The 15,871-nt window shown below is 67.8% G+C and carries 9 protein-coding genes; 1 reads left to right on the forward strand and 8 read right to left on the reverse strand.

What is annotated here, in order from left to right:
* Positions 1 to 5 precede the first annotated feature (5 nt).
* From trxA to ACIPPQ_RS10420, 7 genes are read right to left on the reverse strand one after another with little or no spacing between them, the layout of a single operon-like run.
* Positions 6 to 326, reverse strand: coding sequence for a thioredoxin TrxA (trxA, locus tag ACIPPQ_RS10390; protein WP_327450870.1), 321 nt, complete (start codon positions 324 to 326; stop codon positions 6 to 8).
* Between the two features lie 33 nt (positions 327 to 359).
* Complete coding sequence (gene addA / locus ACIPPQ_RS10395) at positions 360 to 3,830, reverse strand: double-strand break repair helicase AddA (RefSeq protein ID WP_446544027.1); 3,471 nt, start codon at positions 3,828 to 3,830, stop codon at positions 360 to 362.
* The gene (addB, locus tag ACIPPQ_RS10400) at positions 3,827 to 6,799 is read right to left on the reverse strand and encodes a double-strand break repair protein AddB (RefSeq protein ID WP_446544028.1); all 2,973 of its coding nucleotides are present in this window, start codon (positions 6,797 to 6,799) and stop codon (positions 3,827 to 3,829) included. Before addB ends, addA begins: the two co-directional genes overlap by 4 nt.
* Complete coding sequence (locus ACIPPQ_RS10405) at positions 6,792 to 7,511, reverse strand: nucleotidyltransferase family protein (RefSeq protein WP_446544029.1); 720 nt, start codon at positions 7,509 to 7,511, stop codon at positions 6,792 to 6,794. The genes addB and ACIPPQ_RS10405 overlap by 8 nt, the downstream gene beginning before the upstream one ends.
* Positions 7,508 to 8,479, reverse strand: a complete 972-nt coding sequence (locus ACIPPQ_RS10410; protein ID WP_446544355.1) for an aminoglycoside phosphotransferase family protein — start codon at positions 8,477 to 8,479, stop codon at positions 7,508 to 7,510. The genes ACIPPQ_RS10405 and ACIPPQ_RS10410 overlap by 4 nt, the downstream gene beginning before the upstream one ends.
* Positions 8,476 to 8,928, reverse strand: a complete 453-nt coding sequence (tsaE, locus tag ACIPPQ_RS10415; RefSeq protein WP_446544030.1) for a tRNA (adenosine(37)-N6)-threonylcarbamoyltransferase complex ATPase subunit type 1 TsaE — start codon at positions 8,926 to 8,928, stop codon at positions 8,476 to 8,478. The genes ACIPPQ_RS10410 and tsaE overlap by 4 nt, the downstream gene beginning before the upstream one ends.
* The gene (locus ACIPPQ_RS10420) at positions 8,925 to 11,282 is read right to left on the reverse strand and encodes a PAS-domain containing protein (RefSeq protein WP_446544031.1); all 2,358 of its coding nucleotides are present in this window, start codon (positions 11,280 to 11,282) and stop codon (positions 8,925 to 8,927) included. Before ACIPPQ_RS10420 ends, tsaE begins: the two co-directional genes overlap by 4 nt.
* Positions 11,283 to 11,537: 255 nt before the next feature.
* Between ACIPPQ_RS10420 and ACIPPQ_RS10425 the strand changes: the two genes are divergently transcribed.
* Positions 11,538 to 12,635, forward strand: coding sequence for a TIGR03032 family protein (locus ACIPPQ_RS10425; RefSeq protein WP_446544032.1), 1,098 nt, complete (start codon positions 11,538 to 11,540; stop codon positions 12,633 to 12,635).
* Between the two features lie 50 nt (positions 12,636 to 12,685).
* On the opposite strand, the gene ACIPPQ_RS10430 is transcribed toward ACIPPQ_RS10425, so the two are convergent.
* Positions 12,686 to 15,814: a TonB-dependent receptor domain-containing protein gene (locus tag ACIPPQ_RS10430; RefSeq protein ID WP_446544033.1), complete on the reverse strand. Its 3,129-nt coding sequence runs from the start codon at positions 15,812 to 15,814 to the stop codon at positions 12,686 to 12,688.
* Positions 15,815 to 15,871 lie beyond the last annotated feature (57 nt).

The following is a 15,871-nucleotide window of genomic DNA, read 5'->3' on the forward strand; positions in this document are numbered from 1 at the left end:
ACGCCTTACAGCGCGCCTTCGAGCCATCCCTTGAGCGCGCTCTTCGGCGCCGCACCAACCTTGGTGTCGGCGATCTCGCCATTCTTGAACAGGATCATCGTCGGGATGCCACGCACGCCATATTTGCTCGGCGCGTCGGGATGGTCGTCGATGTTGAGCTTGGCGATAACGACCTTGCCCGCGAGTTCGTCCGAGATTTCTTCGAGCGACGGGCCGATCATCTTGCACGGGCCGCACCATTCGGCCCAGAAATCGACGAGCACCGGGGTGTCGCTGTCGAGCACGTCAGCCTGGAAGCTGGCGTCGGTAATGGCTTTGGTACCCATAGTCTGAACTCCTGAAACTCTGTTGGTGCCAAGCTAAGGCGTCGGCGCGCCCGGCTCAAGGGCTGAACCCGGCAAATTCGCCTTGGTTGCCGCCAAGCCGGGCTTGTGTGCGTCGAGCACGGCATCGCCGAGCACAATCAATTGCGGTCCGGCGGAATAGAGCAAGGCAGCCTCGACCCGGCGGCCGGGGAAGATCACGCGCAGCGCATCGCGATAGGCCGCCATCTGCCGCAAATAGGCGGGCGCCACCGTCCCGGCGCTTTCGGGCACATGACGCCCCGTCTTGTAATCGACGACCGTCACAGCCTCGTCGGTGACAAGCAACCGGTCAACGATCCCCGCGACGACCATCCCGTCGACCACCGCCGACAACGGCACTTCGGCGAGGCTGCCGGGGCCAAAAAGGGCGGCGTGCACCGGGTGATCGAGCACCGCGAGCACCTCGCCGACCATCGCCTCCCGCGCCGCCTCGTCGAGCGCGGGCGCCTGCGCCGCGAGCCAGCGCGATGCCGCCGCGTGCCGCCGCTCGATCGCGACCGGCGGCAACCGCTCGAACAACGCGTGAAGCAGCAGCCCGCGCTCGACCGCGGCGACGCGTGCTGTCCCCTGCGGCGGCACCGCGACATCATCCTCGCCGAGCGCCGAGGGCGCGAGCGGACGCGGCGGACGCGCTTCCTCGGGCGCGGGCCGCGTGGCCCACCCTGGCAGCGCCAGCGCGGGCGCTGCGACCTTCGCCGCCTTCTCCTTCTTCGCCCATTTGCCGGCGTTCGCGCGGTGGATGCGGCGCCGGCCCCACACCGGCCCGGCGTCCTCCCATTCGCTCCCCATGCCCGACAGCACATCCCCGACCGCCGCGTGCCAGCTCGCTTCGGGAATCGTCCGGTCAGCCTTCTTCGTCACCCCCGCGACGATCAGGATTTCTTCGGCGCGCGTCATCGCGACATAGAAAAGCCGCCAATGCTCCTCTGCCGCCGCCCGCGCCGCCGCGTCATACGCCGCGGCGAGCTTGCCGTGTCGTTCGTCGGCGGGCACCGCGAACACGGGCAGTTTCTCCCACCCCGCGACGTCGACGCTGAACGGCCGGTGCCCGATCCCCGCATCGTCGGTCGCGTCGGCGAGGATCACGATCGGCGCCTGCAAGCCTTTCGACCCGTGCACCGTCATCACGCGAACGACATCGCTGCGCGCTTCGGTCTGGCGCTTGATGTCGGCGCCGCTGCTTTCGACCGCGGTCAGGAAGCCGAGCAGCGACACCGTCTCGCGCTGTTCGAAAGCGAGCGCCTGATTGAGCAGTTCGTCGATCGGGTCGCGCGCCTCGCGCCCCAGCCGCGCGGTAAGCTTGCGCCGCCCGTCGATCGGCCCCGACAGGATCGTCTCGAGAAAGCGGAACGGCGTCGTGAAATCGGCCATGCCGAGCAGGTGGCGCAGCGCCGCCATCGTCGTCGCGGGAATAGCGCTCTCGACCGCACGCAGATGCTCCCACAGCGCGGCGCGCCCGCGCTTGTGGCTGCGCGCGTACAGCTCGTCCTGCGACCAGCCGATCAGCGGCGACACGAGCAGCGACGCGAGGTTGAGGTCGTCGAGCGGCTGCACCGCAAAGCGCATCGCCGCGATCAGGTCCTGCACGGCCAGCGGCTGCGTCAACGCGAAGCGATCGACCCCCGCGACCGGGACATGCAGCGACTGCAAGCGCGCGACGATCCGCGCCGCAAGGTCGCGGCGGCGGCGCACGAGGATCATGATATCGCCCGGCGCAACCGGCCGGCCGTCCTTGCCGTGCGCGACCCAGTCCTGCACCTCGCCCGCGATCGCGCGCGCGAGCCGCATCGAGGCGGGGTCGGAGGCGGGCGCGCTCGCGTCGCCGCCGTCCTCGTCGCCGCCCTCCTCGGCTTCGGCGTCGAGCGCCTTGCCGACCGGTAGTGGCTGCCACAGTTCGACCTGTCCCGCATGGACCTCGCGATACGGCCGGTGCGGCGGCTCCTCGCCGTCGAGCCCCATCGCCTCGGCGCCCCCGGCTGCAAGCCAGGCATCGACCACAGCCAGCACCGCGGGGGTCGACCGATAGTTGGAGACAAGATTGACCTGCCGGAACGGCTGTCCGCCGATTTCGCCCATCGCGTGGAACATGTCGCGCGCGGTCGCGAACGCCTTGGGCTCGGTCCCCTGGAAACCGAAGATCGCCTGCTTGCGGTCGCCGACAGTGAAGAGCGTGCGAATACGCTCCTCCTTCGCGCCAGCCCCGGCGAAAAACTCCTCGGCCATCGACAGGACGATACCCCACTGGCGCATGTTCGTATCCTGCGCTTCGTCGACGAGGATATGGTCGGTGCGCTGGTCGAGCTTGAAGCGCACCCATTCGCCGAAGCTGCTGACGCGCAGCAACGATCCCGCGAGCGTGATCAGGTCGTCGAAATCGGCGAGCCCGCGCTCGCGTTTCGCCAGCGCATAACCCTCGGCAAACCGGCTGCCGAACTTCCACGCCGCCGCGAGTTCGTCGGCGACACGCATCGCGGTCGCGGTGCCGAGCAAGACCTGCGCCGCATCGACGATCCGCACCGCGCTGTCGACGCAATCGGTCATCCGGCCCTTGTCGCCCGCGAAATCGGCGCGCAGCTCGCCCTTCGCCGTCAGGAAGCAGCCGATGAGTTCGCCCAGCATCGCCGCGCGCGCGGCCGCATCGGCGATCAGCCAGCCGACCATGAGGTCCGAGCAGGCGAGCCCGGTCTTCGTCCCCCAATCGGCGCCGCTCGTCGCGACCGCGCGGATATCGGCCTCGGCGATCGCGCCCGCCGAAAGCGCGTCCGCGATCCACGCATCGGCATCGCCCGCCGGCAGGTCGAACGCCGCGCGCAAATCATGCGCCGACGGCGGCAACGCCGCGCGCGGCCCGCCAAACACCGCGGCGCAACTCGACAGAAAGGACAGCGCCGCTTCCTGCCCCAGCCGCCGCGACAGCATCGCCGCCGCCTCGCGCAGCGGCCCGCGCTCGTCACCCTCTTCGAGCAGCTCGCCGAGCACCTGCCGCTGTAGCGCCGCTGCCTCATCCTCCTCGATCGCGCGAAAGCCGGGGAGCAGCTTGGCCTCGAGCGGGAAGCTCGCGAGCAGGGTCTGACAGAAGCTGTGGATCGTCTGCACCCGGATCGCGCCGCCCGGGCTGTCGATCACCGTCGCGAACAGCGACCGCGCACGCGCCATCAACCCCGGCCGGTCCCATGCCAGCCCCAGCGCGCGCAGGTCGAGCCTGAGGTCGCCGTCGTCCATCCGCACCCACGCCGCAAGCCGCTCGTGGATGCGGTGCGCCATCTCGGCGGCGCCGGCTTTGGTGAAGGTGATGCACAGGATAGCCTCGGGCGACACGCCGTCGAGCATCAGCCGCAGCACACGCGCCGACAGCACCTGCGTCTTTCCTGTCCCCGCCGACGCGCCAAGCCACACATGGCTTTCGGGGTCGGCGGCGGCGCCCTGCCGCGCATCCAGCTCCGCAAGGCCGGAAGCTCTGGTCATGCGCCTTCCTCGCCGCGTCCGAACCATTCGTCGCGGCGCATCAGCTGGTCGTAATCACCGTATCCGGCCGCCTCGCCCGGAACGAAGGGCGCATCGCCGAACAGATAGAGCGCCGCGAGTGCCGCGAGTGCGTCGGCGGCGTGATCGATCGCCGCTTCGGCGGTCTTGAGGTCGCTGCGCGATCCATAGGTATTCGACACCTTGCCAGCACCGCCCGCGCGGCGGTCGGGCCGCAGGCTCCAATATTCGAGGGCTTCGACCGGCGCCGCCTCGACGCCCTTCATGCCGCCTTCGCGCGCGATCAGCCCGAGCAGGCCGAGCTGGTTGTCGAGCTTGTCGAACGCCGCCTTCGCACTCGGCGCCCCGCCCGATTTATAATCGACGATCGCGAGCCTGCCCTCTTCGTCGCGGTCGATCCGGTCGGCCTTGCCGTGAAGCGTCACCCCGTCGACCCCGATCTCGCCCTGCGCCTCGACCGCGAGCGGCTTGCGTTCGCCCGCGTCCCACACCCGCCCGGCGGCCCAGCGCAGCGCGGGTTCGATGCGCGGCAGCCAGAAGGCGCGTGCGATGGCGTCGAGCGCCGGGTCGCCCGCCAGCGCGGCGAGCTCGGCCTCGAACCCGTCGTGCGTCGCGCCGCCGCGCACCCAATCCTCAAACAATTTATGCACACGCGTCCCGCGCCAGCGCGGATCGGGCGCGGCGCTCAGCGGATCAAGCGCCGACAGGCCGAGCATCTGGTTGGCGTAGAAGGCAAAGGGATCGCGCGCGAGCCGATCGACCGCGGTGACGCTGATCCGCCGCGGGCGATCTTCGGCAGGCGGTTTCGGTGCGGGTTTCCCGACCGGCTGCGCGCCTCCCCCGGGCACGTCGAGCTCGGCCGCGAGCCGCGTCAGCGGGGTCCCGTCGGGTGCGGGGTCGGGCAGATCGCCCGCAAGCGCCGCGAGCCGCAGCCAGAAGCGCGACGCGACCGCCGGATCGCCGCCGCTCCGCCCGGCGCGCGTGACGACGATCTCGCGCGCCGCGAGCGCGCTGGCGAAATCATGCGCCGCCATCCCCTGCTGGCGCTCGGGCGCCGGCAGGCCGAGCAACCGCCGGATGCCCGGCGCGAGCCAGGGGTCGGGCTGCGTCGCCGCGGGCCAGCGCCCCTCGTCGAGCCCACCGAGGATCATCAGGTCGGCACGCTGCAACCGCGCCTCGAGCAGCCCCCAGATGAAAAGCCGCGGATGCCCGCCATAGGGCGGCCGCACGCTCGCCTGCCCGAGCAATTGTCCCAGCATGTCGGGAAAATCGGCGGGATCGACCAGCGCCGGACCGTCACCGCGCGCGAGCGCCCACTGGTCGAACAGCTCGGCGAGCATTCGGCCCGCCGGCCCCGCCCACACCGCATCGCCGGTGAGCCACTCGACGCCCTTTTGCAGCGCCGCCAGCAAGGTCGCGGGCGGCGCGGATGCCGATGCGAAGGGCGCGAGCGCCGCTCCGAGCGTTTCCGACACTTCGTCCCACCACGGCTGCAATTCCACCGCACGACCATGGCCGCGCGCTTTCGGATCGGCCGCACGCGCGGCGATGCGCGCGCTCACGCCATCCCATCCCGGCGTCAGCCCCGGTTCGCGGAGCAGAAGGTCGAGGCGACGCAACTGATCGAGCCACAGCGTCCGCCCCTCACCCTTGCGCACCAGCGGATGCCCCAGCAGCGACACCAGCGCGACCGGATCGAAGTCCGCCGCCAGCTTTGCGAGCAGCAAAAGCAGCGCCCCCGGCGGGGTGCGCGACAAGGGCTGCCCCGCGCTATCGTCGACCGATATTCCCCAGCGCGCAAGCGCCGCGGCGACGCGCTCGGCGAGCCCGCGATCAGGGGTCACCAGCGCCGCGGTGCGCCCCGGCGTCTCGACCGCGTGCCGCATCAGCAGCGCGATCCCCTGCGCCTCCTGCCCGTCGTCGGCGAACACCGCGCCCGATATCCCCGCGGTCGCCGCCGACAGGTCGCCCGCGGCCTGCCACTGCGCGGTATAATCGGCCGGTGCGAAAAGCAGCGAAACGAACGGCGTGCGCGCCGCGGGGCCGTCGAACGCCGACACCGCCTCCCATTCGGCCACCTCGTCGCGCGCCATGCCCATGCGATCGAGCAGCAGCTTCAGATGATATTGCGGATGCGTCTCCAGCGGTCGCGCGGGGTCTTCAAGGTCGGGCCGCGTCGGACCCAGCGCCTGCCACTCCTCCACCGTCATGACCTGATCGACCCCGGGCAGCACGACCATCCCCCGCTCCATGTTCGCGACGGTCCGCAGCAACCGCGCGATCGCGGGTGCTGCGGTCGTGATCCCCGCCGCAACGACAAAGCGCGCGGGCGGCACGGCACGCCACCCCGCGGTCACGCGGTCGAGCAGCCGGTTGCGCCGCTCGGCGCGGTCGATGCTGCCGGTTTTCGCAAGCACCGCGGGCCAATGGTCGACGAGCAGCCGCAGCCGCCCAAGCGACGCCTGCCAGTGCCCGGCAAAGGCGCCGAGGTCGAGATCGACGAGGTCGGCGACCCGCGCTTCCTCATAATGCAGCTGGTCGATCACCCGCGCGAGTCCGTCGGCAAGCTGGAACGCGGCCGCCCCGGCAATCGGCGGTTCGCCCGCGGGCGTGTACCGCTCGATCAGTTCGGCGAGCAGCAGGCGGCGGCGTAGCGGATCGATCGCCGGCGGAACCGGAGCATCGTCGATCGGGTCCAGCGCGAGTGCGACCGATTCATCGAGGTCGGCGTCGCCGACCACCGCGAGCCGCGGCATCAGCAGGCCCTGCCCTCCCGCGCGTACAAATGCCGCTTGCACCGCGCCGCGCGCCCGATTGCTAGGCAGCAGGACCAGCCCCTCGGCCAGCCCCAGCGCGCCATCCGCAAAGCGGTCGATCAGTCCGGCAGCGAGCGCATCGGCGAAAGCCCGGTGGACCGGGATGGAGAAGACGGTGGGCTTGCCGTCAGCCATCCGTTAGCGCGGCTTCGGTCGGCGCGATGCTCGCCGGGGTGCCGACGTCGAACCATTGCCCCATGTGCGACAGGCCATAGAGCCGCCCGGCAGCGATCGCGCGATCCCACAGGATGTTCGTTGAAAAGGCGCCCTCGGGCGCGCCGTCGAGCAGGCGCGGCGAGATGAGCTGGATGCCGGTATAGACGAAGGGCGCGATCCGACCGGGCTTGCGGCGTGACAGACGTCCCGCGGGGTCCATATGGAAATCGCCGCGTCCGCCATGCCCCGTCGCGCTCGCCTGCCGGATCAGAAGCAGCAGCGCATCCATCCGCTCGCCGTCCCAGTGGCGTGCGAGGTGCCGGATGCTGTCCTCGGGCCCGTCGGTCCAGATATTGTCGCTGTTGACGATCAGGATCGGGTCGCCCCTGAGCTGCGGCAGCGCCTTGACCATCCCGCCCCCGGTTTCGAGCAACAGGCCGCGCTCGTCCGAAATCGCGATCGTGAACTTGCGCTTCTGCGCCGCGAGATGCGCTTCGAGCGCGTCGGCCAGATAATGGACATTGACGACGACGTGCCCGACCCCCGCCGCCTCGATCCGGTCGAGGCTGTGGTCGATCAGCGCCTTGCCCGCGACGCGCACCAACGGCTTGGGCCGCGTCGCGGTCAGCGGACGCATCCGCTTGCCGAGCCCCGCCGCCATCACCATCGCGCTTTCGATCTTCACGCTCATTTCCACGCCTCCGCCCGTTTCGAAGCGGGGACATTGGCGTCGAACCATTGCCGGACGGGGACAAGCGCGGGGTGCGCGAGGTCGCGTTCGAGCAGACCCCACATGCGCGGCTGGAAGCCCCTGTAATGCGGCTTGTTGTCGCGTTTCCACAGGCGAACGAAAACGCCGAGGATGCGCGTGTTGCGCTGCGCGGCGAGCGCCCAATAGGCGGCCTCGATATTCCGCCCCGTCACCGACTGATAGCGCGCAAGCATCGCCGTCTCGACCGCCGGGCTCACGTCGCGCCGCGCATCCTCGAGCACCGAGGCGAGGTCGTAGGCCGGGTGCCCGACGAGCGCGTCCTGGAAATCGAGCAGGCCGTAATGCGCGATGCCGTCCCGCCCTTCGACCAGCATGATATTCTCGGCATGGAAATCGCGCAGCACGGTGACGCGCGGCAGGCCATCGGCCTCGACCGGCGCCAGCACCTGTTCCCACGCCGCGCGGAAGGCGTCGCGATCGACGTCGATGTCCAGCGCCGGGCAATACCAGTCGCTGAACAGCATCACTTCGTCGAGCCATTGTTCGAGGCCGTGCACCGGCAGCCCGTCCATCGCCGGCTGCGCGTGGAGATGGACCAGTAGATCGGTCAGGCCCGCGTAATAGTCCGCCTCGGTGTGCAGCTTTTCGTCGACCGTCTCGCGCAGCCGCACGTTGCCGAAATCCTCGATCAGGAGCAGCCCGCGATCGAGATCGCGCGCGATAATCGTCGGCGCGTTGAGCCCTTGATCGCACAGATATTCGGCGACCGCGATGAACGGCCGCGGGTCCTCGTGCGGCGGCGGTGCATCCATCAGCACCGCCTGCCGGTCGCCGTCGACGACGCGGAAATAGCGGCGGAACGACGCGTCGCCGGCGAGCGGCAAAATCTGGGCATCGCCCCAGCCATGCGCGGCAAGGAAAGCCGGGGCATGGGCGGGCGGAATCATCGGAGCGGCCATCTTGCTCCCCAAGCGGGCGGCACCGACGCTGTCAAGACGCGCGCGTCGCCCTCCCCCGAAATCCCGAGCAGCAGCGCGTCCGGCCAGCCTTCGCCGCCCAGCCGTTCGGGCCATTCGATCAGGAGCGCGCCGTCGTAAAGATAGTCGTCGAGGCCGAGTTCGATCAGTTCGTGCTCGCCTTCGATCCGGTAGAGATCGACGTGCGCGATCGGCAGGTCGACCTCGGGCGGCGCATAGGGCTGGACGATCGCGAAGGTCGGGCTCGGCGCCTCGCCCGCAAGCCCCCGCGCCTTCAGCATCGCGCGCGCGAGCGTCGTCTTGCCTGCGCCGAGACCGCCCGACAGCAGCACGACATCGCCCGCCGCGAGCGCCGCCCCGATCGCCGCGCCGATACGCCCGGCGTCGCCGAGGTCATATTGCACAGAGAAATCCGTCATGCGCCGCGCGGCAGGCTGATCCGCACGAGCGTGCCCTGCCCCTGCTCGCTCACCACTTCCATCGTCCCGCCATGCGCCGCGACGAGCTGGCGCGCGAGCGCGAGGCCGATGCCCCCGGTCGCGGTCCCCGCCTGCTGGCCCTTCGCGACCGCCGCCGCCGCTTCGGGCATTCCGGGACCGTTGTCGGACACGATGATGTCGATGCCGCGGGCGTCGCCGTCGGCGTGGAGCAGCACGCGCGCGCCCGACTTGCGCGACGGCGCGGTGAAGCGCACCGCATTGTCGAGCAGCCCCGCGACGAGCCGCGACAGCCGCGGCGCGTCGCCCTCGATGCGCCCGAGGTCCGCCGCGATATTGCCGACCAGCTCGACCTTTTCGCCGTCGGCAAACCCCTTCGCATCGGCGAGCGCACCTTCAAGCAGCGCGGCGATATCGACCGGCGCGCGTTCGACCGCGAGCGTTCCCGCCTCGCCCTGCGCAAGGTCGAGCACATTGTCGATCTGGCGGGAGAGCACGGCGACCGAATCCATGATCGCGTCGATATAGGCGCGCTGCTGGTCGGCGAGCTTGCCCGCATAGCCCGCCTGCAGCATTTCGCCGAAGCCGCCGATCGAGGTGAGCGGCGTGCGGAGTTCATAGCTCATCCGCGACAGGAAGGCGGTCTTCGCCTTGTCGGCGGCTTCGAGCGCCTCGTTGCGTTCGCGCAGCGCCCCTTCCATCTTCCGGCTCGCGGTGATGTCGAGCATGATCAGCAGCGCATTGCCGTCCGGCAGCGGGATCGAGGCGAAATCGAAATGCCGCCCGTCGGCGAAGCGGACCTCGCCGACGCGCTGCTGGCGTTCCAGCGTCGCGGCGCGGATGACCTCCTGCACGATGCTGATCTGGTTCGGTTTCGCGAGCCGGTCGGCCAGCCCGCCCATCAGCGCATCGACGCGCGGATGCGCCGCGAGCGTGCCCTCGTCGATGCCCCACAGGCGGCGGAAGCGCTGGTTCCACAGATGCAGCCGCCCGTCGGGGGCGAAGACCGCGACCGCCTCGAACAGATTGTCGAAGGTCGCGGTGCGCACGCGCAGCAGCGTGTCGCGCGCGCCCGCAAGCTGCACCTGCTCGGTCTTGTCCTCGGCGATCAGCAACAACCCGCCATCGGGGGTCGGCTGTGCGACGACGTGCAGGTGGGTGCCGTCGCGCAGCAACCAATCCTCTTCGCTCGCCTCGGCCTGCGCGAACCAGTCGACATGCGCCTGCCGCCATTCGGGATAGTTGCGCACCTCGGGCGTCCGTCCGCCTTCGCGCCAGGCGTCGAGCAGCCGCGCGAACGGCCGCGCCTCGGCGACATCCTCGGCCTCGAGCGCGAACAGGCGGCGGAACGGCAGGTTGGCGAAGGCCAGCCCCTGGTCGGGGCCGAATTGCGCGACCGCCGCGGACAGCCGGTCGAGCAGTTCGCGCTGGGTATCGACGAAGCGGCGATGCGCACCGCGCTCGCTTTCAAGTTCCTGGATATCGATCGCATAGCCCGCGATCCCGATCACCCGGCCGCCTTCGGGAGCCAGCGGCACGTCGACGACGCGCATGATCCGCCGCTCGCCCTCGATCGTCACCGGGATCGTGCGAACCTGCGCCGATCCGGCGATGCGCGCTTCGTCGGCGGCCTCGGCGGCGCTGACGCCGGCAACGGTTTCGCACAATTCGATCCCGCCATCGATCACCGCAACCGCGCTCTTCGCTTCGACCGCGCGGACATAGGCGCTGTTGACGAGTGCGAGGTTCAGGTCGGTGTCGCGAAACCACATCGGGAACGGCGCCGCCTCGATCAGCCCCGACAGCGCCTCGAACGCGGCCATCGCCTCGTCGCGCTCGCTGCGTGCGAGTGCGAGCGCCTGCTGCCCGTCGGTCGCGTCGCTCAGCCACAGCAGCACGCTGCCCGCGCCGCCGACCGCGTGCGGCGCGGCGGCGCCATGGACAATGATCGTGCGATTGCTCGCCTCGGGCTTCAGGCTCAGCACGAAAGGCTTCGCGCCGCGCTGCGCGCCGAGGATCGCCTGGCGTAGCGCGTCATGCCCCTGCACGTCGAGCCCGCTGCCGAGTCCGCGCAGCTCGTCGAAATTGCGCGGGCCGCGTTCGAGCCCCAGCCAGCGTCCGAGCCGCTCGCTTGCCTCGATCCGCCAGTCGGCGCGGACGATCACCGGAAGCTGCGGCGATGCCTCGACGAGGCTCGCGAGCCGTTCGGTCTGCCCCGCGACGAACGCCGAGCGCCGCTGCATTGCGATCCCGCGCACGGTCGCCCACAATCCGGCGAGCAGCCAGAGCGCGGCGAACAGGCCCAGCGCGAACAAGGATCCCGAGGAAAGCGTCATGAAGCCTGCGCCGAAACGACAGAATGATAGGGGGCCGAGCGGTGAGCCATCTGCCCGCCCTATCGACTGTCCCCGACGGTTTCAATCGTCCGGCGTCGAGCGCCCCGATGTCCGCGATCTCGTGAGCGAGCGGTCGAGCTTCAACGAACGGCAGGAACCATAAATCTTTGCAGCAATGCCAGACCTGACGTAGGCGAGAGCGGCAGGAAGAGGCGGACAACCATCGGGTCGGCGCTTCCCGGCCAGGGAGGATATGTGCAGGACAAGAAACTGTCGGAATTGGCTGCCACCATTGCCGATCCCGCGCGACACGATCCCGGGGATGCTCCGATTTCGATTTCCGCCGGCCTCGCCGACTGGATGCTGGCACAAAAACTCTCGCTGGCTTTTACCTCCTATCAGACTGGCCAGTTGATCGTCGCCGGCGTCGGTCCAGATCTGCGCTTGTCATTCAACCAGCAACAATATGCGCGCGCGACCGGGCTCTGCTACGACCGGGGAAGACTGATCGTCGCATCGATGTTCCAGATCTGGCGGCTGGAAAACATGCTGCGTCCGGGCCATTATGCGAACAACGCTTTCGATATGGCGCTGGTCCCGCGCACCGCGCACACCGTCGGCTATCTCGATACACACGAACTGTCCGTTGATACGGCCGGCCAGATTATTTTCGTCAATTCGCGCTACTCGTGCCTCGCGACGATCGACGACGTGCACAGCTTCCGACCCGTGTGGCAGCCCAAATTCATTTCGGCGCTGGCACCCGAAGACCGATGTCATCTGAACGGGCTGGCGATGGACGGCGGCAGACCGCGCTTCGTGACGCTTGCCGGAATCTCCGACGAAAAGGACGGCTGGCGCGCCATTCGGCAGCGCGGCGGCGCCGTCATCGACGTCGCGAGCGACGAGGTTGTGGTGAGCGGTTTGACGATGCCCCACAGTCCTCGTGTCCACGACGGTGCGCTCTGGCTACTCGATTCCGGGCGCGGACAAATCGTCCGGGTCGACCCCGCCAACGGCAAGCAGGACGATGTCGCCTTCTGCCCGGGCTTCCTGCGCGGCCTCGCCTTTCACGGCAACTGGGCCATCGTTACCGTCTCGCTGGCCCGCGAAGACAAGTTCAGGGAACTCGCAATTCAGGAAGGGCTGGAAGAGCGCGGCCTGGCAGCGAAATGCGGTGTGCTGATTATCGACACCCGAACCGGGAACGTCGATCACTCGATATTGCTGGGCGGCAAATTCACCGAAATGTTCGACGTCGCGTTGCTTCCCGGCGTTCGCAACCCGATGACGATCGGCCCAGCCACGGTGGACATGATCGGCGCCGTGACGATCGGCAATCCGGCCCCATAGAAAAAGGCGCGCCGTTTCCGGCGCGCCCCTTCCCGTTTCGCCGACAGCAATCAGAAGCCGATACTGGCTCCGACGCGGAAATAGCGACCTAGCACACCCGGGAAATATGTGACCGTACCGCCGCCGGTCGGCGACGGGAACGGCGGCTTGCGGTCGAACAGATTGTCGACCACGAAGCGGATCGAGAAAGCCTTGTCGATCCGATAAGTCATGCCCGCGTTGAAATAGACGAAGCTACCGACCCCGTTCGGGTCCTGGAACGTCTCGCTGGCATCGGCATCGAACACGGCGGGACCGGTGTAATTGGCCTGCAGGAAGGTGCTGAAGCCCTTGTTGTTATAGTCGATCGTCGCAACGGCCTGATGCCGCGAATATCCGACCTCGCCATTGTTGGTCGCCGAGGCCGAATTCGCATCGGCGCGTGACGTCAGCGTGTCGAGATATTGATAGCTGGCATTCAGCCCGATATTCGAATCGGCGCCGAGGAACGGCGTGGCGACGCGATAGTCGAGCGCCGCCAGAATGCCTTTGTACCGCAGCTCCGCCGCGTTGAAATAGCCCGTCGAAATGAAGTCGAGCTGGTTGGTGGCGTCACGCGTAAACCGGTCGCAGAATTCCGAGTTCGGGAAATCACTGGAATCATAACAGTTTGCGACGATGTCATTTGCTTCGAGCTGCGTGATCACGTCACGCACCTTGATGTCGACATAGTCAACCGAGATCGAAAGGCGCGGGATAAAGCTCGGACGCAACACCGCACCGATCGTCCACGCGCTCGATTTTTCATTCTTCAGATTGGGATTACCCACCACGGCCTGAAGGAAGCTGGCATCGTCCGACGTCGCGTCGAAGTTCGCCGGAATTCCGTCGGCCGCGCAATTGGCGGCACGCGTAGCCGGAGCCGGGCCTTCATCCTGGAGGAACTGATCGCACGGATCGTCGGCGAAATCGAAGAAGCTGCTCGACGGGTTGAACGCTTCGGTGATGAACGGTGCACGAATGGCCCGGGTATAATTACCGCGGATCGTGATATCGCGGATCGGTTGCCAGCTGGCACCCGCCGTCCAAGTCAGGTCGCCGCCCGCCGTCGAGTGATCGACATAACGTGCCGCGCCCTGCAACTCGAGCGAATAGATCAGCGGGACATTGTTCGACGGCCCCACGAGCGCGGCCCGAAGCTCGCCGAACACTTCGTCCGTATTGTACTTGCCGCTGAGCGGCTGGATGATCACCGACTGGCCGAACGGGACGCGATCGTTGGTCGGATCACCGTCGCCGTCGGCGTCGGTCAACGGATCGGGATCGTCGTCGCCGCGGTGGAATGCACCCGGATCGAAGTCCTGCGATTCCGCGCGATGCTCATAACCGATCGCGAACGAGAAATCGCCGCCCGGGAGCGAGAACAGCGGCCCGGTCAGCGAAGCCGTGAAGATCTTCTGCTTGTTGATCGACACAGGGCGGGTGATCGCGGTGACATAATCGCGCGCCGCCTGCGACGTCTGCGCGCCGAAAAGGTTCAGCGGAGCGCAGGTGGAGCTGACCGTCTCGGCCGCCGAATTCACCGCGCCCGGGCGGCAGATGATATTGCCGTTTGCCGGACCGCCATTGAAGAGGCCCTCGTCCACCGCATCGACCGCGTTGAAGAAATTCTGCGTGACGATCGCCGGTACTTTGCCGTTGGTCTCCGACCGGCCATAATTGCCGACGATTTCGAAGGACCATTCGCGCCCGCCGAGACCGTTGAATTTGCCATCGACGCCCAGAACATAGCGCTGGATCTCGACATTGCCGGTCGAGCGGCCCGAAATCACGTCGGTGTTCGCCCGCTGCAACAGGAAGGTATCACCCAGCGCCTGCGCCTGGATGATCGCGCGCGCCTGCGGGGTCAGGAACGGGTTATCGGTGCTCATGACGATCGCGCCGGCGGGGTCGCCCGCATAACCGAACAGATAGCTGTTATATTCGGGCTGATCGCGCAGGTTGACGCCCCTGCTGCGGCTGTACCAGCCCTCGCCGAACACCCGGATATTGTCGGTGAGATCGAAGCTCAGCAGCAGGTTGGCGCTATAGCGTTCGGTGTCCGTCAACAGGTTCGAAAGCGGCACGAGGCTGAAGCCGTTGCCGCCCGACGAGTTGATGTCCAACGATGTCGGGTTTCCGCTGGCATTGATCGGACCAAAAGAAGTACCAAAATCGATCGGGATCAAATTGCCGGTTGCGTCAAAGCGTAGCGGGTTGCCTTGGGCATCGACGAATCCAGCTTGCGGGAGATTCCCGGGGATGCCGGCGATCTGCCCCGGGCTGAGCGGAATGAAGTCGAACAGCGTCGGGATGCCGAATTCGGAAATCGTCGGAATGCGACGGTCGCGGAAGATCACATTGTCGAACGGCGAGTTGGGGTCGTTCGGACGACCGTAGAATCCGCCGTCATAGAGGCGGGGGCGGTCCGTCTGCAGCAAACCCCTGCCCTTGTTATACTCGCCGGAAATCGTGACATTGGCCCGGCCGTCGAGGAAGTTTTTGCCGGCAAGCCCGCGGAAGCGATAGTTGGCTGCGTCGCCGCGGCCGGAAATACCGTACTGCGCGTCGAGTTCGACGCCCTCATAGTCGCGCTTCAATATGACATTGACCGTGCCCGCGATGGCATCGGACCCGTAAATCGGTGCGCCGCCAATCACGATCGTTTCGACGCGTTCGATGAGCTTGGTCGGAATGACGTTGAGATCAACCTGATTGCCGCCCTGCCCCGTCGGACCAAAGATCGACGCGGTGTTCGAACCGACGAAGCGACGGCCGTTGACCAGCGTCAGCGTGCGCTCTGATCCGAGGCCCAGAAAGTTGACGAAGCTTTGCCCGGGCCCGAAACTCGACTGGGCGGCGCCGACCGGGCTGCTACCCGGGACACCGAAGGCCGGCAGTTCGTTCAGCGCCTGGCCGAGCGTTTCGAAACCGCGGGATTCGATCTGGTCGGCGCTGATCACGACCGACGGTTCGACCGTGTCGAAATTGGGACGCGAAATTCGCGAGCCGGTCACGATGATCGTCGTGCCATCCTCGCTTGCTTCGACATTCTCGGGAGCGATGGCTTCGCTCTCCTGCGCGTGCGCCGCACCGGCCGACACGGCCAACGCGATGGTGGAAACACACAGGCCCAATGCACCCCTGCTGAACTTGCTCATATTCGAACTCCCCGGAATTTCGACGTAAAGCCCCCCTGCTCCGCGAATTCTTAAGGA

Source organism: Sphingopyxis sp. LARHCG72 (assembly GCF_052871675.1).

Excerpts from the sequence above, each read along its gene's own strand:
- ACIPPQ_RS10410 (WP_446544355.1), bottom strand. The coding sequence starts at position 8,479 with ATGATTCCGCCCGCCCATGCCCCGGCTTTCCTTGCCGCGCATGGCTGG.
- ACIPPQ_RS10405 (WP_446544029.1), bottom strand. The coding sequence starts at position 7,511 with ATGAGCGTGAAGATCGAAAGCGCGATGGTGATGGCGGCGGGGCTCGGC.
- tsaE (WP_446544030.1), bottom strand. The coding sequence starts at position 8,928 with ATGACGGATTTCTCTGTGCAATATGACCTCGGCGACGCCGGGCGTATC.
- addA (WP_446544027.1), bottom strand. The coding sequence starts at position 3,830 with ATGACCAGAGCTTCCGGCCTTGCGGAGCTGGATGCGCGGCAGGGCGCC.
- addB (WP_446544028.1), bottom strand. The coding sequence starts at position 6,799 with ATGGCTGACGGCAAGCCCACCGTCTTCTCCATCCCGGTCCACCGGGCT.
- ACIPPQ_RS10430 (WP_446544033.1), bottom strand. The coding sequence starts at position 15,814 with ATGAGCAAGTTCAGCAGGGGTGCATTGGGCCTGTGTGTTTCCACCATC.
- trxA (WP_327450870.1), bottom strand. The coding sequence starts at position 326 with ATGGGTACCAAAGCCATTACCGACGCCAGCTTCCAGGCTGACGTGCTC.
- ACIPPQ_RS10420 (WP_446544031.1), bottom strand. The coding sequence starts at position 11,282 with ATGACGCTTTCCTCGGGATCCTTGTTCGCGCTGGGCCTGTTCGCCGCG.